Source organism: Streptomyces sp. NPDC013317 (assembly GCF_055563155.1).
The window spans coordinates 399,423-425,291 of record NZ_JBVHDX010000001.1 but is presented as its reverse complement, the minus strand read 5'-3'; the positions used below and the strand labels follow the sequence as shown (position 1 = coordinate 425,291).

Genomic DNA, 25,869 nt, shown 5'->3' with positions numbered 1-25,869 from the left:
GGATCGCGGCTGTGGTAGTGCGCTCCTAGCGTCTGACGGTATCGAGGTGTATGCCCTGTCCTTGTGCGGAAACCGCTTCCGCGGCTGCTCCTCGGGGACCCGGAGGAATCCATGCGCGCGATACGTGCCGTGTCCACAGCCCTGCTGGGGGCGGCCACCCTCGCCCTGGCCGCTCCCGTCGCCTCCGCGGCGGACGGCGCACCCGCACCGCCCCCCAAGGCCGCCGGAGCGAAGGCACCGGGCGATTTCGTCGTGACCCCCTCGCTGGTGGCGCCGGGCGGCCGGGTGACGCTCACCGCTCCCGGCTGCCGCAGTACGGCGATCGCGTCGGCGGGCATCTTCGACACGGTCACCATCGCCCCCGGGTCCTCGGCCACCGCCGTGGTGGACGCGGACGCCCGGCGCGGTGCCGTCTACACCGTGGCGTTCAACTGCACCGGCGGGATCACGGACACCGTCAACCTGACCATCAGCGGCACCACCGCCACGCCGACCACCAGCTCGACCGTCCTCACCACACCGCGCGGTGTCCAGGGCGGTCTCGGCGGCTCGGTCGACGAGGTCGACAAGGTGATGCTGGCGGCCGGCGCGGGCCTCGTCCTCGCCGCCGCCGCGGGAACCGTCCTTGTCGTACGACGCCGGTCGCAGCTCGACCGGGGCCGGCGCCACTGACGGCGGGGGCGGTGTCCCCCGTACCGCTCACCACCGGCCTGCGGGTGCACGAACACCCACCGTCCCGCGGAACACACCGAGCCCGTCGCCCCCGGGTCCTGGACCCGGGGGCGACGGGCGTGGCGGGCCGACCGGGAGGTTCGGCGGTCAGGCCCTTCCGCCGCTCATACGGCGCCGGGCGATGAAGAGACCACCGCCGAGCGCTGCCGCGGCGACGAGCGATCCGCCGACCGCCATCTCCGTGGAGCTGGGCGCGAGCGAGCCGCCGAGGCCACCCTGCGCGCCCTGGCCGGCCAGGACGCGGAACGTCTGGGTGAGCGTGCGGCCGTTGCACTGGACGGCCAGGTTGTACTGACCCGGCGTGGCGTGGTCGTGGATGCGGGCGGTGGCGGTGGACACCCCGTTGACGTTGCCGGAGAGGGTGACCGTCGGGAAGGCGTTGGACGTGACCCGGCCGCCGGGGCAGTTCCGGACGGAGATCGTGAGGATGCCGCCCTGGTGCACGGCGAACGGGGAGACCGTGACGCTGTTGGCGCCGTCACCGCCCCGGTCGACCTGGTGGGCGCTGACGGCCACGTGGGTGGGCCCGTGGGTGGCGGCGGCGAGAGGGGCGGCGAGCCCGACCGCCGCGAACGCGGTGGCGGTCACCGCCAGAGTGCGTGCAGCACGCATGGTTGAACCTCCAGTGGAAGACGCCCCAAAGCGGTGCTCCGGGAAGTTCGACGAGTACGCCTTCCATGACGAACCCTCACAAGTGCTGGCGAAGCGCGCATTTCGGCACTGGTCCACCCCGGTGAGGCGACACGCCGGGGAATCGCCCCCGAATCTGACGGAGCCGCAGGTCACAGGCCGTCAGGGTGATTGTCCGACGAATACTCGGATGGGTCATCGTCCGTGTCACCCGGGCCGCCCCCGCGCGCGAGGGGTTCGGGGCCCGCGGACCGCCTCCCGGCACCCGTCCGGCGCCCGCCGGCCGCCCGGCCGCCACCCGTTCGCCCCGCTCTGATCGCCGGTCCGGCCCGCCGCCCTTACCGTTCTGACGACGCCACGAAGGGAGAACCATGCGCCCCAAGGACTTCAGCGTCTTCGAGCCCAGAAGGATGCGCCGGCCGTGGGGCGTCCTGACCCTCGTCATGCTGTCCGGTCTGGCGATGATGCGCAATGGAGTCGACGTCGAGGCCGGCCCGCCGCAGCCCGCGGCCGCCGCTGCGCTCGACACCCGTCTGACAGGTCCCGCGCCCCCCATGTCCGCCGGCGTGGAGGCCCTTCCCCAGGCCCCCGCCTCGCGCATCCGGATCGCCTCGATCTCGGTCAACGCACCCATCATGGACGTGGGTCTGGACGCCTCCGGGTGGATCGAGGCACCTCCCCCGCAGGACCCGAACATGGCGGGCTGGTACCAGAACGGCATCGCGCCGGGTCAGCGCGGCACGGCCGTCGTCGTCGGGCACGTCGACAACCAGGCGGGCCCCGCGGTCTTCTACGGCCTCGGCTCGCTGGAGAAGGGCCAGCACATCGAGGTGGAGCGCTACGACGGCCGGACGGCGGTCTTCGAGATCTACGGCATCGAGGTGTACGCCAAGAACGACTTCCCCGGGGCCGCGGTCTACGGCGACACGGGGGCGCCCGAACTCCGGGTCATCACCTGCGGCGGCGGCTACTCCCGCGCGAACGGCTACGACGGCAACGTGGTGGTCTACGCCCGCATGATCGGATCCAACTGAGCGGTCGCCGCGTCCGCACGAAGGCCCCCGGCGCCCGACGGCACCGGGGGCCTTCGCCGTCCGGGCTCAGCGCCGGGGCACGGTGACGCTGTAGCCGGCGTCGAGGAGTTCGGGCAGGTACCGCTTCAGCGCGGCGACGCTCTGGGAGCGGTCACCGCCCGCGTCGTGCGAGAGGACGACGACGCCGGGCGCCGCCCCGTCCAGCACCGCGCGCACGATGCTGCCGGTGCCCGGCTCCTTCCAGTCGAGGGTGTCGACGGTCCAGGCGAGCGGCTCCATGCCCAATTCGGCGCCGATCTCGAAGGAGTGCCGGTTCCACGCCCCGAACGGGGCGCGGTACCAGAGCGGAGCCGAGCCGAGGACCTTCTCGACCAGGTCGCTGGTGGAGCCCAGCTCGTCCCGGATGCGGGAGGGACGCAGCTTCGGCATCAGGGGATGGGACCACGAGTGGTTGCCGACCACGTGCCCGTCGGCGGCCATCTCCCGCACCAGGTCCTGGTTCTCGACCGCCATCTCGCCGCAGACGAAGAACATCGCCCGGCAGCCGTACCTGCGCAGGGTCGCGAGGATCTCCGGCGTGTAGCGGGGGTCGGGGCCGTCGTCGAAGGTGAGCACCATCGAGCGCCCGACGCCGGACATCTTCAGGAACGGCCGCTGGCGGACGGGCGGGAGGGCCCGCCGGAAGGCGGGGGGCGCGTACGCCGTCATCGGCTGGAGCCGGTACGAGGACGGACTCAGCCGCGCCCCCGCCTGCGGCCCCCCGGGAGGACCCGCCGGAGGACCCGCCACCGGGCTGTTTCCGGGGGCCGGACGTCCCGCCGGTCCGGAGGCCTCCGGTGCGGTGCCCGGGGGCGCCGTGAGGCGGTCCGCCGACAGGACTCCGACCGTGGCCGTGGCACCGAGGGCGGCGGCGATGCGCAGGATCGTCCGCCGCCCACTGGGCTTCTCATCCTTTTTCATGACTAATAGCTCGCACGGTCGAACACCGGCGTGCCTCATCCACACCGACGGCTCGCCCGAATGCACCCGTTGGGCGCACACCGCGGAGGCGTCCTCGGCGCCCTACTCCCCCATCACCAGGCCGTCCTTCGCGGCGCCCCGGCCGAGGACGACGTCGCGGATGGAGTCCCGTACGGCGGTCACGGGTTCCCCTTTCCTGATCGCGGCGTTGAGGTCGACCACCCGGCCGCGGCCGGTGTCGAACCACTGCGGAAGGAACTCCGCCTTGGCGACCTCCCACCGCGCGCCGGTGGCGGCCGGCGGGGTGAAGGTGAAGCGCGCGAGGGTGCCCTGGTTGCCGCGGGGGTCGAAGGCGCCCTGGTGGTTGACCATGTCACCGGCGATCTGGTCCCCCATCCCGTAGACGATCCAGGTGCCGTTGACCTTCTCGTACGCCTGCGGGACATGGGCGTGCGTGCCGAGGACGAGGTCGATGTCGGGCCTGCCGCCGCTCTTCGACGAGGTGAGGGAGCGGCCGAGCGTGAGCTGCCGCCGGTCAGGGGCGGTCTGCCACTCCGTTCCCCATTGGATGCTGACCACGACGACGTCGGCGCCGGCCTTCCGGGCGGCCCGGGCGTCGGCGACGATCTTCTCCTCGTCGATCAGGTTGACCGCCCACGGCTGCCCCGCGGGCAGGGGGTAGCCGTTGGTGTCATAGGTGTACGCGAGCTGGGCGACCGTGGCATCGCCCGCCCTGAGCAGCGTCGGGCGCGCCGCCTCCTCGGCGGTGCGGGCCGAACCGGCGTGCCGCACGCCCGCCTTGTCGAGGGCGTCGAGGGTGCGGGCGAGTCCGGCGGCGCCGTCGTCGAGGGTGTGGTTGGAGGCGGTGGAGCAGGAGTCGTACCCGGTCTCCTTGAGTGCCGGGGCGATCTCGGGCGGGGAGGTGAAGGCGGGGTAGCCGGTGTAGGGCCCGCCCTCCGGTCCGTACACGGTCTCCATGTGGCAGATCGCCAGATCGGCCGCCGAGACGACGCTCTTGACGCCGGAGAGCATCGGCCGGAAGTCGTATCCCCGGCCGTTCGCGTCGGCGGCGGCCCGGCGGATGATCGAATCGTGCGGCAGGACGTCGCCCGAGGCGACGAGGGTGAAGCCGGTCCGGGCGGAGGCACCGCCGCCGACCGGCGAGGGGGCGGAGGGGCTCCCGGAGCCGGAACGGTCGGCGGGTGCGCCGATGCCGCCCGCGCAGCCGGTCGCCGCCGCGAGCAGGACCGCCGCGAAGGCCGCCGCCCCGTGCTTCGTACGCTGGGTCATCCGCCCACTCCGCCCGATTCATAGGATAAAAAGCTTTCCTGATGAATTGATAGGGGATCATTGACCCAGTCAAGGGGTGAAGCCGCATTTGGCGTAACGCCTGCTTATTCGGATGAAACGCCTCCGCCCCGACCGCTCATCGCACCATTCGCCGCTCGGTGCGACCGCTCGTCGCAGACGGCTGTCCGTTCCCTGTCCCTCGCCGCCCACATGCGTTCGTATACGCCCCGGGACGACGAGCCGGCAGAAGAGGTGTGGAGCATGACGACGGCGACCGTGACGACGGGGAAGGCGACGACGGACGAGCGGGCCCTCGCGGAGCTGCAGCGTGACCACGGCCAGGCCCTCCTCGGCTTCCTGCTCGGGCTGACCTACGGCGACCAGCAGCGCGCGGAGGACCTGGTGCAGGAGACGCTCGTACGGGCCTGGCTGCACCCGGAGGCCTTCGACGGGCCCTACGACTCGATGCGCCCCTGGCTCTTCACCGTCGCCCGGCGCCTCGCCATCGACGCCCGGCGCTCCCGGCTCGCCAGGCCCGCCGAGATCGGCGACGGGATGCTCGCCGCCACCCCCGACCCGGCGGACGCCACGGAGTCGGCGGTGGCCGCGCTCGACGTGCGCGAGGCCGTCCGGGGGCTCAGCCCGGAGCACCGCGCGGTGCTCGTCAGCCTCTACTTCCGGGGCCTGACCGTCAACGAGGCTGCTGCCGACCTCGGCATCCCCGCCGGAACGGTCAAGTCCCGCTCCCACTACGCGCTGCGGCAACTCGGCCACCGGCTGCCCGACTACCGGCCGCGGCGACGCGCCGTTGCCCGTCAGCGGACCGTGGCCGCACAATGATCCCGTGACGCCGACGCTGACCTCCGCCGCCGCCGAAAAGGTACTCGCCGACAACTTCGCCCCGTGGGTGCTCGATCTGGGACTCTCCGTGGTCTCGGTCGACGCCCAGGAGGCGGTGCTGCGCCTTCCCTGGTCCGACCGGCTCGCCCGGGAGGGCGGCGGTCTGTCCGGCCAGGCGCTGATGGCCGCCGCCGACACGGCGACGGTGATCGCGGTGGCGGCGGCCCGCGGCGGCTTCGTGCCGATGACGACGGTGCAGCAGTCCATCAGCTTCCAGCGGGCGGTGCTCGGTACGGACGTGCTGGTGCGGGCCCGGCTCACCAAGGCCGGCCGCCGTATGGCGTTCGCGGACATCACGATGACCGCCGACGGCACGGAGGAGACGGCCGCGCACGCGACGGCGGTGTACGCGCTCCTCGGCTGACGCGCCGGTCCGTCGCACCGCCCCGACCGCCCCGGGCGTCTCCACGCCTCCCTGGCGCCACACCGGCACCGATCCGGCGGAGAAACGTATCCGAAACCACACCGGCGAGTTGAGTAAAGAGCGACCCGCGCGCGTCTTCCTCGGTGGAGGCTCGTGTTCGGGATCGCCGACCGACATGTCCGGGAGAAGGTGGGAGCGTTGCTGCCCGAGAGTACGAACGGCACCAGCGGGGGCGGACTCGCCGTCCCCATGGCGTGGCTGTGTGCCGAGTTCATAGCCGACGATCTGCTGCGCGCCGGCTGCCTGGTCGCGCCCGGCACGCTGGAGTACCGGGCCGGACTCCAGACACTCGCGCTCACCATCCATCTCTGCGAGGGGGACGGGGCCTTGGGCGGAGCACGGTCCGCGGGCCGGCTCGACGAGTGGCTGTCCAGGACCGCCTACGACCACCCCTGGCCGCAGTGGGTCCGCGCGCGGCTCGCCGAGCGGACGCACGCGGGCGACGACGGCCCGGACCTCGCCATGGCCCGCGAGACCTGGCGCCTCCTGGAGGCGACGACGGTGCGAGCGGCCGACCTCGGCGGCCTCCCGCCGGCCGGACTCGGCCGCCTCCACATCGACGAGTCGGCACATGTCTGGTTGCCCGCCTGGCAGTTGGGAGTCCCACTCGGCCATCTGGCCCTGCATCTCTACTGATCGGAGGGGTAGGGGGCCGTCGGGTGCACCCCTGGGCGGTACTTGGGGATCCGTACCGTCACCTTCATCCCCGCGCCGATCCCGGTCTCGATGACGAGTCCGTGCTCCGCGCCGTACACCTGGCGCAGCCGTTCGTCGACGTTGGACAGGCCGATGCCCGAACCGGTGGGCCGCTCCCCCAGCAGGATCGCGCGCAGCACGTCCGGGTCCATGCCCACACCGTCGTCCTCGATCACGACCACCGCCTCCGAGCCCGCGTCACGGGCCGCGATCGTGACGCGGCAGACGTTCACACTGTCCTCCAGACCGTGCTTCACGGCGTTCTCCACGAGCGGCTGGAGGCAGAGGAACGGCAGCGCCACCGGAAGCACCTCGGGCGCGATCTGCAGGGTGACCTTGAGACGGTCACCGAAACGAGCCCCGGCGAGCGCCAAGTACTGTTCGATGGCGCGCAGTTCGTCGGCGAGCTGAGCGAACTCCCCGTGCCTGCGGAAGGAGTACCGGGTGAAGTCGGCGAACTCCAGGAGCAGCTCCCGCGCCCGTTCGGGGTCGGTACGGACGAACGAGGCGATGGCTGCCAGGGAGTTGAAGATGAAGTGCGGGGAGATCTGGGCGCGCAGGGCCCGGATCTCGGCCTCCACGATCCTGGTCCGCGACCGGTCCAGCTCGGCCAGTTCGAGCTGGACGGAGACCCAGCGGGCGACCTCCGTGGCGGCCCGTACCAGCACCGCCGACTCCCGCGAGCCATAGGCGACGAGAGCTCCGAGGACGCCGCCCTCCCCAGTGAGCGGGGCGATCACCGCCCAGCGCAGCGGGCAGTCGACGTCGGCGCAGCCGATGTGCGCGGACAGGCTGCGCCCCGAGCCCAGGATCCCTGTGACCTGCTCCATGACGTGCGCGCGGTGGTGGGTCTCGCCCGGCCCGTCCCAGGCGAGGACCTCGGACCGGTCGGTCAGACAGAGCGCCTCCGTGCCGAGCAACGAGCGGAGGTGCCGGGCGGCCTTGCGCGCGGTGTCCTCGGTCAGGCCGGCCCGCAGCGGCGGGGCGGCGAGCGAGGCGGTGTGCAAAGTGGTGAAGGTGGCCCGCTCGACAGGGGTGCCGAGGTCGAGGTCGGCCGCCCGGTCGCCGCGGCGGGCGGCGAGCCGCCCGAGGGCGAAGCCGACGGCGAGGAGTACGGCTCCGACGGCGGCGGAGGCGGCGAGTGCGATTCCGCTCATCGCTCGGCCCCCCTCGCCCCGGGCTCGGGGCGAGGCTCGTGACGCACCGGCTCCGGGCGGGCCGTCAGCTCCTCCGGCAGGTGCAGCCGGGCCAGGAGCGCCGGGGTGCCCGCCGGGATGTGCCGGGGGGTGGCGAGCGACACGAGGATCATCGTGAGGAAGCCCAGCGGCACCGACCAGACCGCCGGCCAGGCCATCAGGGTGTGTGGCCAGCCCTCGTCGGGCAGGCCGGCGCGGGTCGCCATCACGGCCGTGAGCGCGGTGCCGCCGCCCAGCACGAGCCCCGCCATGGCTCCCGGCGGGGTGAGCCGGCGCCACCAGATCCCGAGGACGAGAAGGGGGCAGAAGGAGGAGGCGGAGACCGCGAACGCGAGGCCGACCGCGTCCGCGACCGGGACCTTCGAGGCGAAGACCCCGGCGGTCAGCGGTACGGCGGTGGCGAGAAGCGTGGCGAGCCGGAAGTGCCGTACCCCCCGCGAGGGGAGCACGTCCTGGGTGAGGACTCCGGCGACCGCCATCGTCAGCCCGGAGGCGGTGGAGAGGAAGGCGGCGAAGGCTCCGCCGGCGAGCAGCGCGCCGAGGAGGTCCCCGAGCACACCGCCGAGCATCCGCTCGGGCAGCACGAGCACGGCGGCGTCGGCGGCTCCGGTGAGCGCCAGTTCGGGGGCGTAGATGCGGCCGAGCGCCCCGTAGACCGGTGGCAGCAGGTAGAACGCGCCGACGAGTCCGAGGACGACGAGCGTGGTGCGGCGCGCCGCCCGTCCGTGGGGGCTCGTGTAGAAGCGGACCGCGACGTGCGGCAGTCCCATGGTGCCCAGGAAGGTGGCGAGGATCAGCCCGTACGTGGCGTAGAGCTGGTGGCCGTCGCGCCCGCCGGCCAGCGGCTGGGACCAGCCGAGGGGGTCGGCTCCGGTGGATGCCCGCGCGGGGACCGGCGCGCCCCGGGGGAAGGCGAGTTCGGTGCCGCCGTCCACGCGGTGGGCGCCCTCGTCCAGGGTGACGGACCCGCCGTCGTACGGGAGGTCGTCGACGCGGCCGGTGACGGTGAGGGTGAGCGGGGCGTCGAGCTCGATGCGTACGGTGTCGGCGACCTTCACGGTGGTGTGCTCGCGGAAGACGGCCGGGGCGTCGAAGCGGACGCGCGGCGCGTCGTCGCCGAACCAGGCCGCGGTCAGGAAGAGGGCGGGAACGAGCAGGGCGGTGAGCTTCAGCCAGTACTGGAAGGCCTGGACGAAGGTGATGCTGCGCATGCCGCCCGCGGCGACGATGCCGGTGACGACGAGGGCGACGAGGAGGCCGCCGACCCAGTCGGGTGCCCCGGTGAGGATCTCCAGGGTGAGGCCCGCGCCCTGGAGTTGCGGGAGCAGGTACAGCCAGCCGATGCCGACGACGAGCAGGCTCGCGAGCCGGCGGGCGGGCGGGGACTCGAGCCGGGCCTCGGCGAAGTCGGAGAGCGTGTACGCCCCCGAGCGGCGCAGCGGGGCGGCGACGAGGACAAGCAGGACGAGATAGCCGGCGGTGTAGCCGACCGGGTACCAGAGCATGTCCGGGCCCTGGACGAGGACGAGGCCGGCGATGCCGAGGAAGGAGGCGGCGGAGAGGTACTCGCCGCTGATGGCGGCGGCGTTGAGGCCGGGCCGTACGGTGCGCGAGGCGACGTAGAAGTCGGAGGTCGTACGGGATATCCGCAGGCCGAGGGCGCCGATGAGCACGGTCGCGAGGACGACGGCGGTGACGGCTGCCACCGCGTAGGTGTGGTTCACGTCCGGCCCCCGCGCTCAGCGGCCCTCGACGAGGCCGGTGAAGTCGCGTTCGTTGCGCTCGGCCCTGCGGACGTACCAGTGGGCGACGGCCCAGATGACGGGGTACACGCCGGCGCCGAGCGCGATCCAGACGAAGGCCTCGGGCGCGGGGAGCGCGAGCAGCAGGGGCAGCGGTCCGACGCAGAGGGCCAGCGCGCCGAGCGCGGTGAGGGCGGCCCGCAGCTGGCTCCGCATGAGCGAGCGGACGTAGGTGTGGCCAAGGGTGCTCTGCTCGCTGATCTCCGAGCGGGCGGAGCGAGGCGGGGGTCCTTGCGGCCGGAGGCCGGTGGAGGTCGGGGGGCCGGGGAAGCGCTGCCGGGGCGGTCCGCCGTCACGGAGCGCGGAGGCACGCGTGACCGTCTCGCGCCGGGGCCGGCGCGGCGGTGGTTCCTCGGACGTCGGTGTCCGCTCCGGCATGGCTCGACCTCGCAGGGGCTGTGGAGTGCACGGAGTCTACGCAGCGGCGCTCACGCACGGTAGAGGCGTCCGGCAGGGCCGCCGCCGGCAGAGGCGGGCGCGCCCGCCCGCGGTGACGGCGCGCGGGTCAGCCGCCGGCGCGGCGCATGAGGAGGTCGCGCAGCTGGCGGGCGTGGCGGCGGCTCACGGCGAGTTCGGTGGAGCCGAGCCGGACGGAGGTGGCACCGCCGTCGAGCCGGAGTTCGTCGATGCGGGCGAGTGCGACGAGGTGGCTGCGGTGGATCCGGACGAAGCCACGGGCCGCCCAGCGCTCCTCGAGGGTGGAGAGCGGGATGCGGACGAGGTGGCTGCCCTCGTCGGTGTGCAGGCGCGCGTAGTCGCCCTGCGCCTCGGCGTAGGCGATGTCGTCGACGGCCACGAACCGGGTGACCCCGCCGAGTTCGACGGGTATCTGCTCGGGGGCCGCGAGGGCGGCGGGGGCGTGGGCCGCGGGGGCGTGCACCAGCTCGCGGACGCGGCGGACCGCTTCGGCGAGCCGCTCGCGCCGCACCGGCTTGAGCACGTAGTCCACGGCCTTGAGGTCGAAGGCCTGTACGGCGAATCCCTCGTGCGCCGTGACGAAGACGATCAGCGGCGGCCGGGCGAAGCCGGCGAGCAGCCGGGCGAGGTCGAGGCCGGTGAGCCCCGCCATGTGGATGTCGAGGAAGACGACGTCGATGGCCTCGTCCCCGTCGGGCCCGGCCTCCAGCGCCCGACCGATCCTGCGCAGGGCCCCGGTGGCGTCCGTCGCCCCCTCGGCGCTGCGGATCCGCGGATCGGCACGGAGAAGGTAGAGCAGTTCCCCGAGGGCCGGCTCTTCGTCGTCGACGGCCAGTACGCGCAGCATGCGGCGGAGTCTAGGGGAAGCGACTATTTGAGGAACTTGGACGTGCGGCGGTCGGCGAGGGGGGTGCCGCCGGTCTGGCAGGTGGGGCAGTACTGGAGCGAGGAGTCCCGGTACGACACCTCGCGGATGGTGTCCCCGCAGACCGGGCAGGGTTCGCCGGTCCTGCCGTGGACCCGGAGCCCGCTCTTCTTCTCGGCCTTGAGTCTGCCCGCCGCGACCCCGTGCGAGCGTTCGACGGCCTCGCGCAGCGTGGTCCGCATCGCCTCGTAGAGGACGGCGGTCTCGGTCCCGGTCAGGTTCTGGGTGGGTTTGAAGGGCGACATCTTCGCCACGTGCAGGATCTCGTCGCTGTACGCGTTGCCGATCCCGGCGATCAGGCTCTGGTCGCGCAGGGCGCCCTTGAGCTGGCGTCGTTCCCCGGTGAGCAGGGCGGTGAAGGCGGCGAGGTCGAAGTCCCCGGCGAGCGGGTCGGGACCGAGCCGGGCGACGCCGGGTACGTCCTGGGGGTCCCTGACCAGATGGACGGCGAGGCGTTTGGTGGTGCCCGCCTCGGTGAGGTCGAAGCCGTCGCCGCCGGTGAGCGCGGTCCGCAGGGCGAGCGGTCCCTTGCCGGGGCGGGGGACGCCGGAGGGCAGGGGGTCCTTCCACTGGAGCCAGCCCGCGCGCGCCAGATGGACCAGGAGGTGGAGCCGCCCCGCCGCGCCGTCGGTGGCGATGTCGAGGAACTTGCCGTGCCGGGCGACCCCGGTCACGGTGGCGCCCTCGACGGCGCTCAGGGGCGGGTCGTACGTCTTGAGCACGCTGATCGCGACGGGCAGGGCGCGGGCGATCTCCTTGCCCACCAGGTGCTCGTCGAGGAACTCTCGCAGGGCTTCCACCTCGGGCAGTTCGGGCATGGCTCCACCCTGCCGCAGCCGCCGTCCGGCCGCGCGTTCAGCCGGCCCCGCCGAGGGGCCCGCGTCCGTCGGGGAGGCCGGCACCGTCGAGGAGGTCGAGTTCGGCGGAGAGCGCGGTGGCCAGCGCGTCGAGGTCGGGGACGGCCTTGCCGTCGGCGACCAGGCCGACATGGACGCGGCCGCCGTACGGGGACATGGCGACGGCGAGCGCCTGGCCGCGTGCGAGCGGTGCCATCGGGAAGAGGGTGCGCAGGGGTGCTCCGCCGAGGGAGAGGGCCGAGCGGGGCAGCGGCACGTTGGTGACGAGGACGTCGAAGAGGAGCCGTGCCGCTCCGGAGGCCAGGGGTGCGCCGAAGCGGTGGGCGAGCGGGGGCAGTTGGTCGGCGAGTACGGCCACGGCCCCGGCGCCCCGCATGGGCCCGACGGCCTTGTTGCGGTCCATGGCACGGCGTACGTCGGCGAGCCGGACGGCGGGGTCGGGCTCGGTGACCGGCAGGCTGAGGAGGTAGGCGGAGAGGCTGTTCCCGGAGGCCGCGGGGGATCCGGGCCGTCGACGGGAGACGGGGACCAGGGCACGCGGGTCGGCGCCGGGGAGCGGTTCGCCGCGCCCGTCGAGCCAGCGGCGCAGGGCACCGGCGACCAGGGCGAGGAGGACGTCGTTGGCGGTTCCGCCCGAGGTCCGGCGGATCCGGTGGACGCGCTCCACGTCGAGGACGGCCGTGGCGACCCGCCGGGTGCCGCTGGAGTCGGCGGCGAGCGCCGCCGTGGCGGGCGGGTCGAGCCGGCCGGCCCGGGCGACCGAGGCGCCGACGACGGAGGCGCCGACCTCGACGGCCCGGCCGAGGTCGCCGATGCGCTCGCGGGCGGCGCCCACGATCCGGCCGGGGCCGGGGAGCCAGGAGCGCGGCGGTACGGCCACGGGACTCCGCCGCCCGTCCGCGTGATCGCCTCTGGCGCCCGCCTTCCATCCGGTTCGGCGGGCGAGAGCGGCGATCTCGTCGAAGATCCCGGCGCCGATGGCGACGGCCCGCATGCCGTCGGCGAGGGCGTGGTGGAGCTTGACGAGGACGGCGAAGGAGCCGTCGGGCGCACCGGTGAGCAGGTACATCTCCCAGGGCGGCAGCCCCCGTTCGACCGGCCGCTCCATCAGCTCGCCGGCCAGGCGGGCGGTCTCGGCGCCGAAGTCGGCGCCGGGCAGTGCGATCTCCCGTACGTGACGGCGTACGTCGAAGTGCTTGTCGGTGGCCCAGGCGGCCCCGCCGACGGGCAGCAGGACGTCGCGGACCCGCATCCGCAGGCGCGGGATGGCGGCGGCGCGGTCTCCGAGGAGGTCGAGGACGGCGGACGGGTCGCCGTCGCCGGGAAGCGGGCCGAAGTGCGCGAGGGCGCCCAGGTGCATGGGGTGGTCGGCGGATTCGAGATGCCAGAAAGCCAGGTCGAGAGGTGCCAGAAGCTGACTGCTCAAGAGATCCCCATGTCCTCAGGTGGCGGAAACCGGGTGGCGGAAACCAGGGCGGCGGACACCGCAGTCAACCGCCTGCGGTCCGTTACGGTCAAGTACGATCTATGTACGCAGAGTTAACAATGAATTCGCACCAGACGCACTTGCCGCTGCCTCGCGATTCGACGCCCCAGACGTCCGAGATGCGGTCCACGAGCATCAGACCCCGCCCGGAGACGCCCGCCTCGCCGGCCTCCCGGCGCCGGGGCAGGGCGCTGGAACGGTCCTCCACCTCGACGCGGAGCCGCCGTTCCGGACCGGCCAGCACGCGGAGGGTCACGATCGCCCCGCCGTCGGTGTGCATCAGCGCGTTGGTGATCAGCTCGTCGGCGGCCAGCTCGATCTCGTCCGAGCGCTCCCCCGCTCCCCAGGCCCGCACGGCCGCACGGATCATGTGCCGGGCCGACCGCAGCGCCTCCGGGTCGCTCTGCGCCACGTGCTGCTGGAGCCTGCCGCCCGACTGCGGGAAGTACGCCCCCTGCCGCCGCAGCAGCAGAAGCGCCATGTCGTCCTCGCCGCCCCGCTCGTCCACGACCTCGCAGAGGTGGTCGGCGAGCGGCTGGAGGTCGCGCGGCCCCTCCTCCACCAGCGAGGAGAGCCACCGCAGCCCGTCGTCGAGGTCGGAGCCGGGCTTCTCGACCATCCCGTCGGTGTACAGCAGCAAGGTCTGCCCGGGGGACAGCCCCAGCGTCGTCGACGGGTAGTCGAGCCGGTCGAACTCGGCCGACAGGCCGAGGGGAAGCCCGCCGTCGACGGGCAGCCGGCGGCAGCTTCCGTCGGTGTCCAGGAGCAGCGGGTCGACGTGGCCGGCGCGGACCACCTGCATGGCGCCGGTGGTGAGGTCCGCCTCCACGTACGTACAGGTGGCGAAGCGGTCGGTGTCCAGCTCGTGGAGGAAGACCGACGCCCTGGCCATCACCGTCGCGGGCGTGTGGCCCTCGGCGGCGTAGGCGCGCAGCACGATCCGCAGCTGTCCCATCACGGCGGCGGCGTGGGTGTCGTGTCCCTGGACGTCTCCGATCACGGCGCCGACCCGGCCGCCCGGCAGCGGGATGACGTCGTACCAGTCGCCGCCGATGTCCTGGCCGAGGCGTGCAGAGCGGTAGCGGACCGCTATCTGGGCGCCGGGCACGTCGGGGATGCGGCGCGGCAGCATCGCCTGCTGGAGCCCCTCGGCCAGGTCGTGTTCCTGCTCGTAGAGCATGGCGCGCTGGAGGCTCTGCGCGATGCTGCTGCCGAGTGCCACCAGCAGGTTGCGTTCGTCGGGGCTGAAGCCGGTCCGGTCGCTGTAGAGCAGCCCCAGCGCGCCGATCGGCCGGGCCTGGGCGATCAGCGGGAGGTAGACCGCCGAGGTGATGCCGAGTCCGCTGATGTGGGGCCACAGGATCGGGTAGGACGCGGCGAAGTCGTCCGGCGACTCGATGAACCGGGGTCTGAGGGTCCGGATCACCTCGCCCATCGGGTACGGCTCGTCCACCCGGGTGAACCGGGTGCCGGGCACGAAGGCGCCCTGGGGACCCTCGGCGACGAGGTGGATCCGGCCGGCCTCCATGAGCCCCATCACCAGGCTGGTGGCACCGAAGGACTCCAGACCGTGGGAGTCGTTGAGGAGGTCGATGACGTCCTGCACCGTCCGGGCGTGGGCGAGGGCGGCGGTGGTGGACTCGACGACGCTGGTGCGTTCGCGCCTGCCCTCGTCCAGACCGAGCCGGGCGGCCTGCTCGCTGACCTCCTCCGAGGCGTCCCGGACGATGCCGACGATCCGGACGGGACGGCCGGTCTCGTCCCGAAGGATCTCTCCCTCGGTGTGCGTCCAGCGGGGTGTGCCGTACCGGGTGCGGACGCGGAAATAGGCACCGTAGTGGTCACTGCCGTCCTTCAGCGCGTGGCTGACGAGGGTGTCGAGCTGCCTGCCCTCGTCAGGCCCCACGCGGGAGGAGAGACCGGCGGGACGGCCGTCGTATTCCTCGGGGCGCATGTCGAAGACCCGCAGGGCGCCCTCGTCCATGGTCATCAGGCCCGCGACGAGATCCCAGTCGAAGCTGCCCATGCGGAACGCCCGGCCGTAGTCACGGAGGAAGCAGCACGTCACACCGCCCGTGCCCGATGCGCAGCGACAGGGCTCCGTCGACTCGCCGCCCCCGCTACCCGCGCTCATGTGGCCACGCTAGGCGCAGGCACGGCCGCTCGCACGGCGGAGATCACGCCTCAGCCCTCGAACGTCTCCGGCTGCTGGGGCGCGGTCTCGACCGGGAACAGGTCCTCGAAGGAGGGCGCGTCGGACTCGGGCTCCGGCTCGGGCCGCGGCTCCACGGGCGGCTGCGACCAGGTCGGGGTGGGGCAGCCGGGCGGTACCGACGTGTCCGGGGTGGTGGTGTCCGGGGACGCGGTGTCCGGCGTGCCGTTCGGATACGGGTCGTACGAGGGGCACTCGGTCGTCGGCGGCGCCGGCGGGGACACGTCCCCGGGAGGCGCGGAGCCGTCGGGGCGCGTCGGCTCGTCGCGGTCGGGCTGGGGCGAGCCGTCCGAGCCCGAGGGGGACGGCACGGGCGTCGGTGCTCCGGTGAGGTCGCACGCGGCGGGGTCGCAGGGCGGGATCACGGCCGGGTGGGTGTCCCGCTCGCCGCCGGTGCCCGTCTTCCGCTCGATCCAGGTGCTGTCGACGATGTTCACGATGACCAGGCTGGTGACGACCGTCGTCGTGGGCCGGACGACCACGACACGGTCGGGGTGGTAGCCGGACCAGGGCTGCCCCCGGCGGGTGGCGCCCTGGGCGGCGACCGGTGAGCGCAACGGGTTTCCGCAGGCGCAGCGCACGCGCGGCGTGCCGTACCGGTCGACGAGGACCGCCGTACCGGCCTGGAGGACGGACTGGTACGCGGTGGCGCCCCCGTCGCGGTAGCCGTGGTTGGTGACGCGGGTGTCGGCGCGCAGGACGACGGCGGTGAGGCCGCGCAGCCAGTCGGCGACACCGGCTTCGGGGATGCCCGCCGACTCGGCGAAGGCACGGGTCCTGTCTCCGTCGCGGGTCAGGAGTTCGGCCTGCCGCTCGACGTCGCAGCTGGCGACGGCCCGGGTTCCGCCGTAGAGCCCGGGTGTGGATCCCGTGACCTCTCGGATCGCTCCGCCCGTGGAGCTGCCGGGCGGGGCGGTTGCGGCCGGGGACGGGTCGCCGGCCCGGGCCGTGGAGGCGGTGAACGGGTCGGGTCCCTGGTCGGCGACCGGCTGCAGGAAGACCTCCGGGGAGGCGGCGGCGGTCCGCTCCGAGGCGGCGCCGCCCTCGCCCGCGCCGTCATGGGCCGAGCAGGCCGCGAGGAGCAGCGTCAAGGCCAGCACTCCGACGGCCGGTGCGGTGACGTGGGGCCGTGACGACCGGCGCATGGGTGAGCGCACGTGGATCTCCCGCCTCTTCCACCCCGAGACATTCCTTCATGTCTGTCGCACCGGGGCGCCGGCGGCAAGCCGGGCGGGGCCAAGCGGGGGAAGCCGGCCGAGAAGAGACTTGAACGCGTTCAGTTAAAGCCCTAGTCTCTGGTGCAGCAAGTTTGAACACGTTCAATCAGGGGGTGGAGCCATGTCCGTGCTGGTCGGACTCATCGTGATGCTGGGCATGTTCGTCGTCGTCCCTGCCGGTCTCGGGCTCGTCGACGGACCCCGGCCACGCGGCCTCCTCCCGCTCCGGCGCGCCTGGCCCCTGCTCGCCCTGCCCGCAGCCGTGGCCCTCTGGCTCCCCCGCTCCCCCACCGCCGCGGCGCTCGCCGCCGTCTACGCGCTGGCCACGCTCGCGCTGGCACTCTGCGCCCCGGCCCGGCTCGCGGTGCTCCTCCGCCCGCCACCCACGGGGAGGGTGCCCGGCCGTCTCCGGACCCTCGCCCCCTCGGAGGTCGCCGTTGTCACCGCGCTCGTGACCCCGTCGGTGGCGGGACTCGCGCTCGTCGCCGAACGGGCGGGCCACGAGCTGCTGGGCTTCGACCTCGACATCCTGGCGCTGACCGTGCCCCACTTCCACTTCGCGGGCTTCGCCGCCGCCCTGGTGGCCGGCCTGGTCTGCCGTACGTCCGACGGACCCGCCACGCGCTTCGCCGCGCTCAGCGTCCCGCTCGGCACGCTGCTCGTCCTCGTCGGCTACTTCGTCGACGACTGGGCCGAGCTCACCGGGGCGGTGGTCCTCACCGCGGGGATGTGGGCCGTCGCCCTGGCCACCTGGCGTGACCTGCGGACCGGCGCCCCCGACCGCGTCACCCGCGGCCTCCTCGCCGTCTCGGCCGTCGTCCTGGTGGCGACCATGCTGCTCGCGCTCAGCTGGGCGCTCGGCGAGGCCACCGGACTCCCCCACCCGAACCTGACCTGGATGGCCGCGACCCACGGCCTCGGCAACGCCCTCGGTTTCGCTCTCTGCTCGCTGCTCGCCTGGCGCCGCCTGCGGGCGACCGCCCCCTCGAAGGAGACCGCACCATGGCCCGTCTGATACGCGACCTCGCCACTCCGGCCGCCGCACCCCTGAACTACCGCGAGGTCGGAGCCACCGCGCGCGACGTCCTGCCCGGCGGGTACCACCACCTCCACCACATGGTCCGCGTCGGCCGGGGCCGGGACGCCTTCGAGAGCGCCGGGGCCGCCGTCACGACCTGGCGGATGCACCGCGCCTCGGGCGCCCGGGTCCGCAGCCGGGCGGTCCGCGCCGAACCCGGCGCCTTCGTCGAGGTCTCGGTCGGCGCCGGTCCCGTCCGCCTCGGCGCACCCTGCGAGGTGATCTGGACGGCGTACGAGCGGGACCGCATCGGCTTCGCGTACGGCACCCGCGCCGGACACCCCGAGCGCGGCGAGGAGTCCTTCGTCGTCGACCTCCACCCCGACGGCACGGTCTGGTTCACGGTCACCGCCTTCAGCCGCCCCGCCACCTGGTACACACGCCTCGCCGGCCCTCTCGTCCCCGCCCTTCAGCGGGCCTACGCACGCCGTCTCGGCCGCACGCTCGCACGGGTCGTCGCGGGGCGCGCCACGGGATGACGCCGGAGTTACGCTCCCCTTGTAGGCAGATGTTCCGACCTTGGAGGCTGCCGTGGGCCAGGACCAGTACGACATGTACAGCACTCCGTCACAGGCCGAGGGCGAGCGGCTCGAAGAGGACATGGACGCGCTCCAGCGGGACCACCGGCACCCCGCGACGGCCCGCACCACGCCGTCCCAGGCGGAGGGCGTGCGCGGCCGGGACGAGGACGAGAAGGGCTGACATCCGCTCCGTCCAGCGCCGATACTGGAAGCGATGGAGTGGTTCACCGCACCGGACTACTGGCTGAGCCGGATCGTCTTCCAGCGGGGGCTCGCGGGCCTCTACGTCGTGGCGTTCCTGTCCGCCGCTCTCCAGTTCCGTGCCCTCATCGGCGAGCGCGGCATGCTGCCCGTACCGGAGTATCTGCGCCGGGTGGAGCCGCGCCGGACCCCCAGCCTCTTCCACTGGCGCTATTCGGACCGGCTGTTCGCCACGGTGGCCTGGACCGGCGCCGCCCTGGCCCTCGCGCTGGTGGCGGGCGCGGGCGACGCCGTGCCGCTCGCCGTCTCGATGCTCTGGTGGGCGGCGCTCTGGGCCCTGTACCTCTCGATCGTCAACGTCGGTCAGACCTGGTACGGCTTCGGCTGGGAGTCACTGCTCCTCGAAGCCGGCTTCCTCGCGGTCCTCCTCGGGAACGACGAGACCGCACCACCGGTCCTCGTCCTGTTGCTGCTGCGCTGGCTGCTCTTCCGCGTCGAGTTCGGCGCGGGGCTCATCAAGATCCGTGGTGACCGCTGCTGGCGGAACCTGACCTGCCTCTACTTCCACCACGAGACCCAGCCGATGCCCGGTCCGCTCAGCTGGTTCTTCCACCGTCTGCCCCGACCGCTGCACCGCGCCGAGGTGGCCGCCAACCACGTCGTCCAGCTGCTGGTCCCGGTGCTGCTCTTCACCCCGCAGCCGGTGGCGACGGTCGCCGCCGGCCTCATGGTGGCGACCCAGCTGTGGCTGGTGCTCTCGGGGAACTTCGCCTGGCTGAACTGGCTGACGATCGTGCTCGCCCTCTCCGCCGTGGACGGCTCGCTCCTCGTGGGCGGCCACCACCCCCAGCCCGACCCGCCGGTCTGGTACGTGGTCGTGGTCGCCGCCGTGACCGCCCTGGTCCTGGTCCGCAGCTACCGGCCGGCGCGCAACCTGCTCTCCCGGCGCCAGGCGATGAACCGCTCCTACGACCCGTTCCACCTGGTCAACTCGTACGGCGCCTTCGGCACGGTCGGCCGGATCCGGGACGAGATCGTCGTCGAGGGCACCGACGAGCGCGTGCCGCACGCCGGCACGGTGTGGAAGGAGTACGGCTTCAAGGGCAAGCCCGGAGATCCGCGGAGGGTGCCGCGCCAGTTCGCTCCGTACCATCTGCGCCTCGACTGGCTGATGTGGTTCGCGGCGCTCTCCCCCGTGTACGCCCGGGACTGGTTCGGGCCGTTCGTGGAGCGCCTGCTCGAAGGGGACCGGGACACCCTGCGGCTGCTGCGGCACAACCCGTTCCCCGACGCGCCGCCGGCCCTCGTCCGGGCCCGGCTCTACCGCTACCGCTTCACGACCTGGCGGGAGCTCCGGGAGACGGGGGCGTGGTGGCACCGCACGCTGGTACGGGAGTACCTGCCGCCGGTCGAACTGGGGAGTACGGCCCGACGCTGACCGGCCCTGCCCCTCGGGCGGGCGGACCCGGCCGGGCAGACCCGTGCCCCCGGGCGCGGGGGCGTCCGGGGGCACGGGTGAAGCGGTACGACTCAGTCGATACCGGGCAGGATGTGGGGCTCCGCGAGGTCGTCCTCGTAGCCCGCCAGCCGGATCGGTGCAGCATGCGCCCACACGTCGAGGCTTCCCAGCTCACCGGGGCGGTGGGCCCGCTCCGGGCGTTCGGCCGGTCGCTGTTCCTGCTTCGTCAGTTCTGGTGTCACCGCGCACTCCCTTGTGTCGCGTACCTATGAGGACATGGCCGTTTCGGTCGCGGTGGCGCCGGCTTCAGGGCGGGACCGCGGCCTTGGTGGCAGGCCAGTCCCCAGGCCGACCGTGAGGATTTGGTGAATCCCGGGTGGTCGACCGTGGGCATCAGACTAACCAAATGAGCGCGCCGGCGCTCCATGGGGCTGAGAAGTGTGACGCAATCGAGTGAATTTCGGACATTGGATCGGTTTAACGCGGTGGTGCAACCGGGGCCGGGGCCGGTCGGTCTACCAGTTGCCGGGCGCGTAGTCCTTGAGGAAGCAGCCGTACAGGTCCTCGCCCGCCTCGCCGCGCACGACGGGGTCGTAGACGCGGGCGGCGCCGTCGACCAGGTCGAGCGGGGCGTGGAAGCCCTCCTCGGCCAGCCGCAGCTTGTCGAAGTGGGGACGCTCGTCGGTGATCCAGCCGGTGTCGACCGAGGTCATGAGGATGCCGTCGCTCTGGAACATCTCCTGGGCGCTGGTCCGCGTCACCATGTTCATCGCCGCCTTCGCGGCGTTGGTGTTCGGGTGGCCGGCGCCCTTGTACCCGCGGCCGAAGACGCCCTCCATCGCGGAGACGTTGACGATGTAGGCGCGCCCGCTGGCCGCCTTCCTGGCGGCGTCGGCCATCACCGGCCGCAGCGCGCTGATCAGGATGAACGGCGAGGTGTAGTTGCAGAGCTGGGTCTCGAGCAGCTCCACCGGGGAGATCTGGTCGATCGTCTGCACCCAGGTGTTGGTCTCGACGACGTCCGGAACCAGTCCGCCGGCGTCGATGGCGCTGCCGTCACGGTGCCGCTCGACGCTCGCGTTGCCCGCGACCAGGGCGAGGTCGGCGACCTTCTGCGCGTCCAGGCCGCTGACGCCGACGGGCAGCGCGGTCAGACCGTCCACCGCGCCGGAGTTGAAGGCACCGATCACGTGGTGGGCGGGGAGTTCCCCGGCGGGCAGCGGCGCGCTCTCGCCCTCGACCAGGGCCGAGTAGGCGGAGGGCAGACGGCGCACGGTCTGCGTCGCGTTGTTGATGAGGATGTCCAGCGGACCCTGCTCGGCGACCTGCTCGGCCAGGGCGACCGCCTGCGCGGGATCGCGCAGGTCGATGCCGACGACCTCCAGCCGGTGCATCCACTCCGCCGAGTCCTCCATGGCCTTGAAACGGCGGATGGCGTCCTTGGGGAAGCGGGTCGTGATCGTGGTGTGGGCACCGTCGCGCAGCAGGCGCAGGGCGATGTACATGCCGATCTTGGCCCGGCCGCCGGTGAGCAGGGCGCGCCTGCCGGTGAGGTCGGTGCGGGCGTCGCGACGGGCGCGGTTCAGGGACGCGCAGTCCTGGCAGAGCTGGTGGTAGAAGTAGTCGACCTCGACGTAGCGCGTCTTGCAGGTGTAGCAGGACCGGGGACGCTGGAGTATCCCGGCGATCCTGCCGGCCTCGGTGACGGAGGAGGGCAGCAGGCCCTCGGTCTCGTCGTCGATCCGCTGGGCGGAGCCGGTGGCGGTGGCCTCGGTGACCGCCTTGTCGTGCGCGGTCTTCGCGGCCCGGCGCTCCTGACGGCGACGCTGCTTCACCGTGCGGTAGATCCCGGCGGTGGCGCGGCGGACGGCGATCGCGTCCGGGTGGTCGACCTCCAGCTTGTCGAGCTCGTCGAGCACGCTCAGGCAGACGGCCAGGCGATCGGGGTCGATGCCCGGCCCGTACCCCTGGGTTTCTTCGGTCACCGTCATGGCCTCTGCCGTTCCTCTGTCGCGGGTCGTTCCAGTCGTTCCAAAAGATGAACTTTACGGAGCCTGTGGCCCTGTCTCCAAACCCGTGGGGCGTCCTCGCGCGGGAGGGTGGTCGAACACACAGTCTCCGCAGAGCCCGCCGCCGGGGCAGCGGTAGTAGAGGCAGCAGCTGCCGCGGCGGAGGGCCGGGCCCTGGACGGTGCCGGCCAGGTCGGGGTGGGCGAACAGGCCGGTGACGAGCGCGCCGGCGCGGGCGGCGACCTCGGGCCGGTCCTGGGCGCGGGCCCAGCGGGTGAGCTCGCGCAGCGCCCCCGCGAGGGCCGAACCCGCGTTCCCCCAGAGCAGCCGGGGCGAGATCCGTCCGTCGCGGCGGAGGGCCTCGTGCAGGGGGACGAGATGGGCGAGCTGAACGGCCTCACGGAGGTCGGCCACGGTGGCGGGGCGGGTGGCCGTACCCGCCCACCACAGGTCGTCGGGCGAGGTCAGGGCGGAATCCCAGTACAGCCGGGCCGGATCGAGGTCCGGGAAGCGGCCGAAGAGCGCGGCCGGGCCGAGGGCGGTCGACCAGAGCCGGGCCGCGAGTCCCAGGTGGGCGATGGAGGCGGCGACCCGCCGCTCGGGCGCCCCGAGGCGGGCGCCCACGCGGTCGACGCGGGCGGAGAGCGGGCCGTCCTCCCCCGCGTACAGGCGCGCCAGCGGCAGATGCGCGCCGCCCGTCTCCGGGACGGTCGTCCGCAGGGCGAAGAAGCCACCCACCCGCCCGCTCTCGACGAGATCCACCGCGCCGCCTCCTGGCCGTGTCGTCCCGGGCCACGTCGCGGCCGGTGACGACGGATCACCGTAGCGCTCCGGCCCCCGACCGTTCGACCTGCCCTCACCCCCGGCCCGGCTTCGGGCCGGCTGCCGGACGGCTTCGGCCCGGTTCGGCGCGGGTGCACCGCACGGGCCAAAGTGGCCCGGATCCGGCGTGGACTGGCTCGGGTTGAGGCCTCCGCCAGGGCCCGGAGCTTGGGGGCCCACCCCGAACCGGATGCCGGAAAAGCCGCTTTCCACCCCTCCTGACCTGCGCGGGCGTACATCTCAGGCCGTACGCGACGGCGCCGTACTGCGACGGCAGTACGAACGAAGGCGTTCCCAGGTACGACGACGTGAACGCCCGGAAGAGAGATCGTTGTATGTATGAGCCCCCTCCTGCTGTCCGTGCTCCTGTCACTGGTCTCGGCGGTCGCCTACGCGGCAGCGGCGATCGTGCAGGAGCGGGTCGCGGCCTCCGCCTCAGGCCTCACGTACGCGCCGCTGCGCAGCCCGGCCTGGTGGGGGTCCGTGCTGCTCAACGGTCTCGGCGCGGCGCTGCACGTGGCCGCGCTCGCCTACGGTCCGCTCAGTCTGGTCCAGCCGCTGGGCGCCCTCACCATCGTCTTCGCGCTGCCCATGGCGGCGCTCTTCGTCGGACGGCGGGCGGGGCGTACGGCCTGGCGCGGTGCGCTCATGGCCACGGTGGGTCTGGCCGGGCTGCTCAGCCTGACCGGCGGCGCCGACACCCAGTCCCTGGCCGACGCCGAGCGCTGGCTGCTCGCCGGCGGGACCTTCGCCGTGGTGGGCGTGCTGTTCACCGTCGCACACCTGCTGGGCCGGCCGGTGCTGCGCAGCATCGTCCTGGCGGCAGCGGCGGGCGTCTCGTTCGGGATCGCCTCGGTCTTCACCAAGACCGTGGCGGTGGAGTGGACGTCGAGCGCGCCGCTCGCCCAGTGGCCCAGCGTGCTGGTCCTCTCGGCGCTCGCCGTGACCGGGCTGCTGCTCTCGCAGGCCTCGTACCGGGGTGCCGGGCTCGCGGCCCCGCTGGCGACCGTGACGGTGGTCAACCCGGTGGTGGCCGCGACGGTCGGTCTCACGCTCTTCGGCGAGTCCTTCCGCTACGGCGCGGCCGGCACGGTCGCCGCGCTGATCTGCGGCGCCGTGGCGGCGCTCGGGATCGTCCAGCTCACCGTCGAGCGGCTGACGACGTCGTCGGACTCCCTGTCGGTGTCAGATCGACGGTCGCGCCCCGACCAGACGGCGGCGGATCGCCGGGGGGCGGTCCGGCAGGTGTCAGATCGAGACCCCGCGGGCGCGCAGGTAGGCGAGGGGGTCGATGTCGGAGCCGTACCCGGGACCCGTCCGCACCTCGAAGTGCAGGTGCGGCCCCGAGCTGTTGCCGGTCGACCCTGAACGGGCGATGCGCTGCCCGCCGTTGACCCGCTGGCCCTCGCGGACGGAGAGCGCGGACAGGTGGGCGTACTGGCTGTAGCGGCCGTCGTCGTGCCGGATGACGATCTCGTAGCCGTACGCGCCGCCCCACCCGGCGGAGACGATCCGGCCGGGCGCGACGGCCTTGACGGAGGTGCCGGTCGGGACCGGGAAGTCGACGCCCGTGTGGTAGCCGCTCGACCAGGAGGAACCGGAGACGCGGTAGCGGGTGCCGATGGAGGCGGAGACGGGCGCCGAGAAGCTGTCCGCGCCGGCCGCGGGCCTGGTCGTGGGCTTGCTCGTGGGCTTGCTGACGGGCTTCGTCGTGGCCGTGGGCTTGGCGGCGGGCTTGGAGGCCGGTTTCGAGACGGGCCTGGTGGTGGAGGCGGGCGCCTTGGTGGCAGGTGCCTTCGCGGCCGGGGGCTTCGCGGTGGGCGGCTGGGCGGCCGGGGCCCTGCCCGCCTGAGGCTTCGCCGCCGGTCCGGGCTTCACCGGCGCGGTGATCCGGAGAGTCAGCTTCTGGCCGGGGTGGATCAGGTCGGGATCGTCGCCGACCACCGTGCGGTTCGCCTCGTACAACCGCTGCCAGCCGCCCTTCACCCGCTCCTCGCGGGCGATGCGGGAGAGCGAGTCGCCGGGGGTGACCGTGTACATCTCGCGGACCGTCGGCACGGTCGTCGGGGTGGCGGGCGCGGCCGCGGCGGGGGCCTTGGTCTGAACGGTCCGCTGCCGGGGGAGGGAGGCGGGCGTCGCGCCCGTCTTCTCCGCGCCGAGCCCGGCGCGTGTGGAGCAGGTCGGCCAGGCTTCCGGCCCCTGTCCCTTCAGAACCTTCTCCGCGACGGCGATCTGCTGGTCCTTGGAGGCGAGGTCGGCCCGCGGCGCGTAGTGGGTGCCGCCGTATCGCTCCCAGGTGGACTGGCTGAACTGGAGGCCGCCGAAGTAGCCGTTGCCGGTGTTGATGCGCCAGTTGGAGGAGGACTCGCAGGCGGCGACCTTCTCCCAGACGTCGAGGGAGGCCGCCTGGGCCGTCCCGGCGCCGACCAGCGGGAGCGCCATGCCGACGCCGCTCGCTGTGACGGTGAGCGACGCGGCGTTGATCCGGCTCGGCTGCTGCCGGCGGTGTCGTCCCCGTAAGGCCATGGCCCCCCCTTGAACCCCTCGACTGAAGGCGTCAGCAGTCGCCCACGGTAGGGGAAGGTCACAGGCCGTGACAAGGGCTCAGAGGCCGGCGGGCCCCGGCTCCGGCTGGGGTTCGGGACCCGGTACGGGAGCGGGGCCCGGCGGCTCCGGGACCGGGTTCGGCGGCGGCACCGGCGGCGGCTCGGGCACCGGGGCCGGTGGGGACGGCACCGGGCCGGGCGGCGGGATCGGCGACGGCGGCGCCGGGACGGGTGGCTGGGTCATGTCGGGCCTCTCGGTCGAGGGGGCGGTACGGCCCCAGGCTCTCCTGGAGCGCATGCCCGCGCCCGCCGGGGCCATTCATCCGTGTCGGCGCGCCGCCGCGGCCGCGGCGGGGCGCCCCCGCCGCCCCCGGCGCGGGGGCGCGAGCCCGGCGCGGGGGGGGGGGGCCGGGGCGCCGGGGCGAGGGGGGCACGGCGGGGGCGGCCCCGGGCGC

25 protein-coding genes are annotated in these 25,869 nt (G+C 73.5%); 10 read left to right on the top strand and 15 right to left on the bottom strand.

Annotated features, from left to right (window positions below; all coding sequences use genetic code 11):
* Positions 1–111 precede the first annotated feature (111 nt).
* A complete protein-coding gene (locus tag ACZ3IJ_RS01765; protein ID WP_467465653.1) occupies positions 112–672 on the top strand; it encodes a hypothetical protein in 561 nt (186 codons plus the stop codon).
* A 147-nt stretch (positions 673–819) separates the two neighbouring features.
* Here ACZ3IJ_RS01765 and ACZ3IJ_RS01760 read toward each other — a convergent pair whose 3' ends face one another.
* Positions 820–1,344: a hypothetical protein gene (locus ACZ3IJ_RS01760; protein ID WP_467465652.1), complete on the bottom strand. Its 525-nt coding sequence runs from the start codon at positions 1,342–1,344 to the stop codon at positions 820–822.
* A gap of 389 nt (positions 1,345–1,733) precedes the next feature.
* Here ACZ3IJ_RS01760 and ACZ3IJ_RS01755 point away from each other — a divergent pair, with 389 nt between their 5' ends.
* A complete protein-coding gene (locus tag ACZ3IJ_RS01755; RefSeq protein ID WP_467465651.1) occupies positions 1,734–2,396 on the top strand; it encodes a class F sortase in 663 nt (220 codons plus the stop codon).
* 66 nt (positions 2,397–2,462) lie between these two features.
* Here the strand turns inward: ACZ3IJ_RS01755 and ACZ3IJ_RS01750 are convergent, their stop codons facing one another.
* Both ACZ3IJ_RS01750 and ACZ3IJ_RS01745 read right to left on the bottom strand, forming a co-directional pair.
* Positions 2,463–3,356, bottom strand: a complete 894-nt coding sequence (locus ACZ3IJ_RS01750; RefSeq protein WP_467465650.1) for a polysaccharide deacetylase family protein — start codon at positions 3,354–3,356, stop codon at positions 2,463–2,465.
* A gap of 102 nt (positions 3,357–3,458) precedes the next feature.
* A complete protein-coding gene (locus ACZ3IJ_RS01745; protein ID WP_467465649.1) occupies positions 3,459–4,646 on the bottom strand; it encodes a CapA family protein in 1,188 nt (395 codons plus the stop codon).
* A 276-nt stretch (positions 4,647–4,922) separates the two neighbouring features.
* Between ACZ3IJ_RS01745 and ACZ3IJ_RS01740 the strand changes: the two genes are divergently transcribed.
* From ACZ3IJ_RS01740 to ACZ3IJ_RS01730, 3 genes are all read left to right on the top strand, one after another.
* Positions 4,923–5,486, top strand: a complete 564-nt coding sequence (locus ACZ3IJ_RS01740) for a sigma-70 family RNA polymerase sigma factor (protein ID WP_391797020.1) — start codon at positions 4,923–4,925, stop codon at positions 5,484–5,486.
* Between the two features lie 4 nt (positions 5,487–5,490).
* Positions 5,491–5,910, top strand: a complete 420-nt coding sequence (locus ACZ3IJ_RS01735; RefSeq protein WP_467465648.1) for a PaaI family thioesterase — start codon at positions 5,491–5,493, stop codon at positions 5,908–5,910.
* 198 nt (positions 5,911–6,108) lie between these two features.
* Complete coding sequence (locus ACZ3IJ_RS01730; protein ID WP_467465647.1) at positions 6,109–6,606, top strand: hypothetical protein; 498 nt, start codon at positions 6,109–6,111, stop codon at positions 6,604–6,606.
* Here ACZ3IJ_RS01730 and ACZ3IJ_RS01725 read toward each other — a convergent pair.
* The 8 genes from ACZ3IJ_RS01725 to ACZ3IJ_RS01690 form a co-directional block, all read right to left on the bottom strand.
* Entirely contained in the window at positions 6,600–7,823 is a 1,224-nt protein-coding gene (locus ACZ3IJ_RS01725) for a sensor histidine kinase (RefSeq protein ID WP_467465645.1), read from the bottom strand. The genes ACZ3IJ_RS01730 and ACZ3IJ_RS01725 overlap by 7 nt on opposite strands.
* On the bottom strand, positions 7,820–9,586 hold the full coding sequence (locus ACZ3IJ_RS01720; protein WP_467465644.1) for a sodium/solute symporter: 1,767 nt from the start codon (positions 9,584–9,586) through the stop codon (positions 7,820–7,822). The genes ACZ3IJ_RS01725 and ACZ3IJ_RS01720 overlap by 4 nt, the downstream gene beginning before the upstream one ends.
* 15 nt (positions 9,587–9,601) lie before the next feature.
* Positions 9,602–10,042, bottom strand: a complete 441-nt coding sequence (locus ACZ3IJ_RS01715; protein ID WP_467465643.1) for a hypothetical protein — start codon at positions 10,040–10,042, stop codon at positions 9,602–9,604.
* A 127-nt stretch (positions 10,043–10,169) separates the two neighbouring features.
* The gene (locus ACZ3IJ_RS01710) at positions 10,170–10,928 is read right to left on the bottom strand and encodes a LytR/AlgR family response regulator transcription factor (RefSeq protein ID WP_467465642.1); all 759 of its coding nucleotides are present in this window, start codon (positions 10,926–10,928) and stop codon (positions 10,170–10,172) included.
* Between the two features lie 23 nt (positions 10,929–10,951).
* The gene (locus ACZ3IJ_RS01705; protein ID WP_467465641.1) at positions 10,952–11,824 is read right to left on the bottom strand and encodes an Fpg/Nei family DNA glycosylase; all 873 of its coding nucleotides are present in this window, start codon (positions 11,822–11,824) and stop codon (positions 10,952–10,954) included.
* Positions 11,825–11,861: 37 nt separating this feature from the next.
* Positions 11,862–13,289, bottom strand: a complete 1,428-nt coding sequence (locus ACZ3IJ_RS01700) for a wax ester/triacylglycerol synthase family O-acyltransferase (protein WP_467465640.1) — start codon at positions 13,287–13,289, stop codon at positions 11,862–11,864.
* Positions 13,290–13,377: 88 nt separating this feature from the next.
* The gene (locus tag ACZ3IJ_RS01695) at positions 13,378–15,483 is read right to left on the bottom strand and encodes a SpoIIE family protein phosphatase (protein ID WP_467465638.1); all 2,106 of its coding nucleotides are present in this window, start codon (positions 15,481–15,483) and stop codon (positions 13,378–13,380) included.
* A 50-nt stretch (positions 15,484–15,533) separates the two neighbouring features.
* Positions 15,534–16,718, bottom strand: a complete 1,185-nt coding sequence (locus ACZ3IJ_RS01690) for a DUF6777 domain-containing protein (RefSeq protein ID WP_467465637.1) — start codon at positions 16,716–16,718, stop codon at positions 15,534–15,536.
* Positions 16,719–16,899: 181 nt separating this feature from the next.
* Here ACZ3IJ_RS01690 and ACZ3IJ_RS01685 point away from each other — a divergent pair, with 181 nt between their 5' ends.
* From ACZ3IJ_RS01685 to ACZ3IJ_RS01670, 4 genes are read left to right on the top strand one after another with little or no spacing between them, the layout of a single operon-like run.
* Entirely contained in the window at positions 16,900–17,793 is an 894-nt protein-coding gene (locus tag ACZ3IJ_RS01685) for a YndJ family protein (RefSeq protein WP_467465636.1), read from the top strand.
* Positions 17,781–18,335 carry a DUF1990 family protein gene (locus ACZ3IJ_RS01680; RefSeq protein ID WP_467465635.1) on the top strand — a complete coding sequence of 185 codons (555 nt, stop codon included), beginning with the start codon at positions 17,781–17,783 and terminating at the stop codon, positions 18,333–18,335. Before ACZ3IJ_RS01685 ends, ACZ3IJ_RS01680 begins: the two co-directional genes overlap by 13 nt.
* A 40-nt stretch (positions 18,336–18,375) precedes the next feature.
* Complete coding sequence (locus ACZ3IJ_RS01675; RefSeq protein ID WP_467465634.1) at positions 18,376–18,558, top strand: hypothetical protein; 183 nt, start codon at positions 18,376–18,378, stop codon at positions 18,556–18,558.
* Positions 18,559–18,591: 33 nt separating this feature from the next.
* Positions 18,592–20,016, top strand: coding sequence for a lipase maturation factor family protein (locus ACZ3IJ_RS01670; RefSeq protein ID WP_467465633.1), 1,425 nt, complete (start codon positions 18,592–18,594; stop codon positions 20,014–20,016).
* A gap of 92 nt (positions 20,017–20,108) precedes the next feature.
* Here ACZ3IJ_RS01670 and ACZ3IJ_RS01665 read toward each other — a convergent pair whose 3' ends face one another.
* From ACZ3IJ_RS01665 to ACZ3IJ_RS01655, 3 genes are all read right to left on the bottom strand, one after another.
* The gene (locus tag ACZ3IJ_RS01665; RefSeq protein WP_352189430.1) at positions 20,109–20,279 is read right to left on the bottom strand and encodes a hypothetical protein; all 171 of its coding nucleotides are present in this window, start codon (positions 20,277–20,279) and stop codon (positions 20,109–20,111) included.
* A 273-nt stretch (positions 20,280–20,552) separates the two neighbouring features.
* On the bottom strand, positions 20,553–22,028 hold the full coding sequence (locus ACZ3IJ_RS01660) for an SDR family NAD(P)-dependent oxidoreductase (protein ID WP_467465632.1): 1,476 nt from the start codon (positions 22,026–22,028) through the stop codon (positions 20,553–20,555).
* A 54-nt stretch (positions 22,029–22,082) separates the two neighbouring features.
* On the bottom strand, positions 22,083–22,808 hold the full coding sequence (locus ACZ3IJ_RS01655; RefSeq protein ID WP_467465631.1) for a (2Fe-2S)-binding protein: 726 nt from the start codon (positions 22,806–22,808) through the stop codon (positions 22,083–22,085).
* A gap of 399 nt (positions 22,809–23,207) precedes the next feature.
* Here ACZ3IJ_RS01655 and ACZ3IJ_RS01650 point away from each other — a divergent pair, with 399 nt between their 5' ends.
* Entirely contained in the window at positions 23,208–24,236 is a 1,029-nt protein-coding gene (locus ACZ3IJ_RS01650) for a DMT family transporter (protein ID WP_467465630.1), read from the top strand.
* Here the strand turns inward: ACZ3IJ_RS01650 and ACZ3IJ_RS01645 are convergent.
* Entirely contained in the window at positions 24,117–25,394 is a 1,278-nt protein-coding gene (locus tag ACZ3IJ_RS01645) for a transglycosylase family protein (RefSeq protein WP_467465629.1), read from the bottom strand. The genes ACZ3IJ_RS01650 and ACZ3IJ_RS01645 overlap by 120 nt on opposite strands.
* Between the last annotated feature and the right edge of the window lie 475 nt (positions 25,395–25,869).

Excerpts from the sequence above, each read along its gene's own strand:
- ACZ3IJ_RS01765 (WP_467465653.1), top strand. The coding sequence starts at position 112 with ATGCGCGCGATACGTGCCGTGTCCACAGCCCTGCTGGGGGCGGCCACC.
- ACZ3IJ_RS01760 (WP_467465652.1), bottom strand. The coding sequence starts at position 1,344 with ATGCGTGCTGCACGCACTCTGGCGGTGACCGCCACCGCGTTCGCGGCG.
- ACZ3IJ_RS01755 (WP_467465651.1), top strand. The coding sequence starts at position 1,734 with ATGCGCCCCAAGGACTTCAGCGTCTTCGAGCCCAGAAGGATGCGCCGG.
- ACZ3IJ_RS01750 (WP_467465650.1), bottom strand. The coding sequence starts at position 3,356 with ATGAAAAAGGATGAGAAGCCCAGTGGGCGGCGGACGATCCTGCGCATC.
- ACZ3IJ_RS01745 (WP_467465649.1), bottom strand. The coding sequence starts at position 4,646 with ATGACCCAGCGTACGAAGCACGGGGCGGCGGCCTTCGCGGCGGTCCTG.
- ACZ3IJ_RS01725 (WP_467465645.1), bottom strand. The coding sequence starts at position 7,823 with ATGAGCGGAATCGCACTCGCCGCCTCCGCCGCCGTCGGAGCCGTACTC.
- ACZ3IJ_RS01715 (WP_467465643.1), bottom strand. The coding sequence starts at position 10,042 with ATGCCGGAGCGGACACCGACGTCCGAGGAACCACCGCCGCGCCGGCCC.
- ACZ3IJ_RS01710 (WP_467465642.1), bottom strand. The coding sequence starts at position 10,928 with ATGCTGCGCGTACTGGCCGTCGACGACGAAGAGCCGGCCCTCGGGGAA.
- ACZ3IJ_RS01705 (WP_467465641.1), bottom strand. The coding sequence starts at position 11,824 with ATGCCCGAACTGCCCGAGGTGGAAGCCCTGCGAGAGTTCCTCGACGAG.
- ACZ3IJ_RS01695 (WP_467465638.1), bottom strand. The coding sequence starts at position 15,483 with ATGAGCGCGGGTAGCGGGGGCGGCGAGTCGACGGAGCCCTGTCGCTGC.
- ACZ3IJ_RS01685 (WP_467465636.1), top strand. The coding sequence starts at position 16,900 with ATGTCCGTGCTGGTCGGACTCATCGTGATGCTGGGCATGTTCGTCGTC.
- ACZ3IJ_RS01680 (WP_467465635.1), top strand. The coding sequence starts at position 17,781 with ATGGCCCGTCTGATACGCGACCTCGCCACTCCGGCCGCCGCACCCCTG.
- ACZ3IJ_RS01670 (WP_467465633.1), top strand. The coding sequence starts at position 18,592 with ATGGAGTGGTTCACCGCACCGGACTACTGGCTGAGCCGGATCGTCTTC.
- ACZ3IJ_RS01660 (WP_467465632.1), bottom strand. The coding sequence starts at position 22,028 with ATGACGGTGACCGAAGAAACCCAGGGGTACGGGCCGGGCATCGACCCC.
- ACZ3IJ_RS01650 (WP_467465630.1), top strand. The coding sequence starts at position 23,208 with ATGAGCCCCCTCCTGCTGTCCGTGCTCCTGTCACTGGTCTCGGCGGTC.
- ACZ3IJ_RS01645 (WP_467465629.1), bottom strand. The coding sequence starts at position 25,394 with ATGGCCTTACGGGGACGACACCGCCGGCAGCAGCCGAGCCGGATCAAC.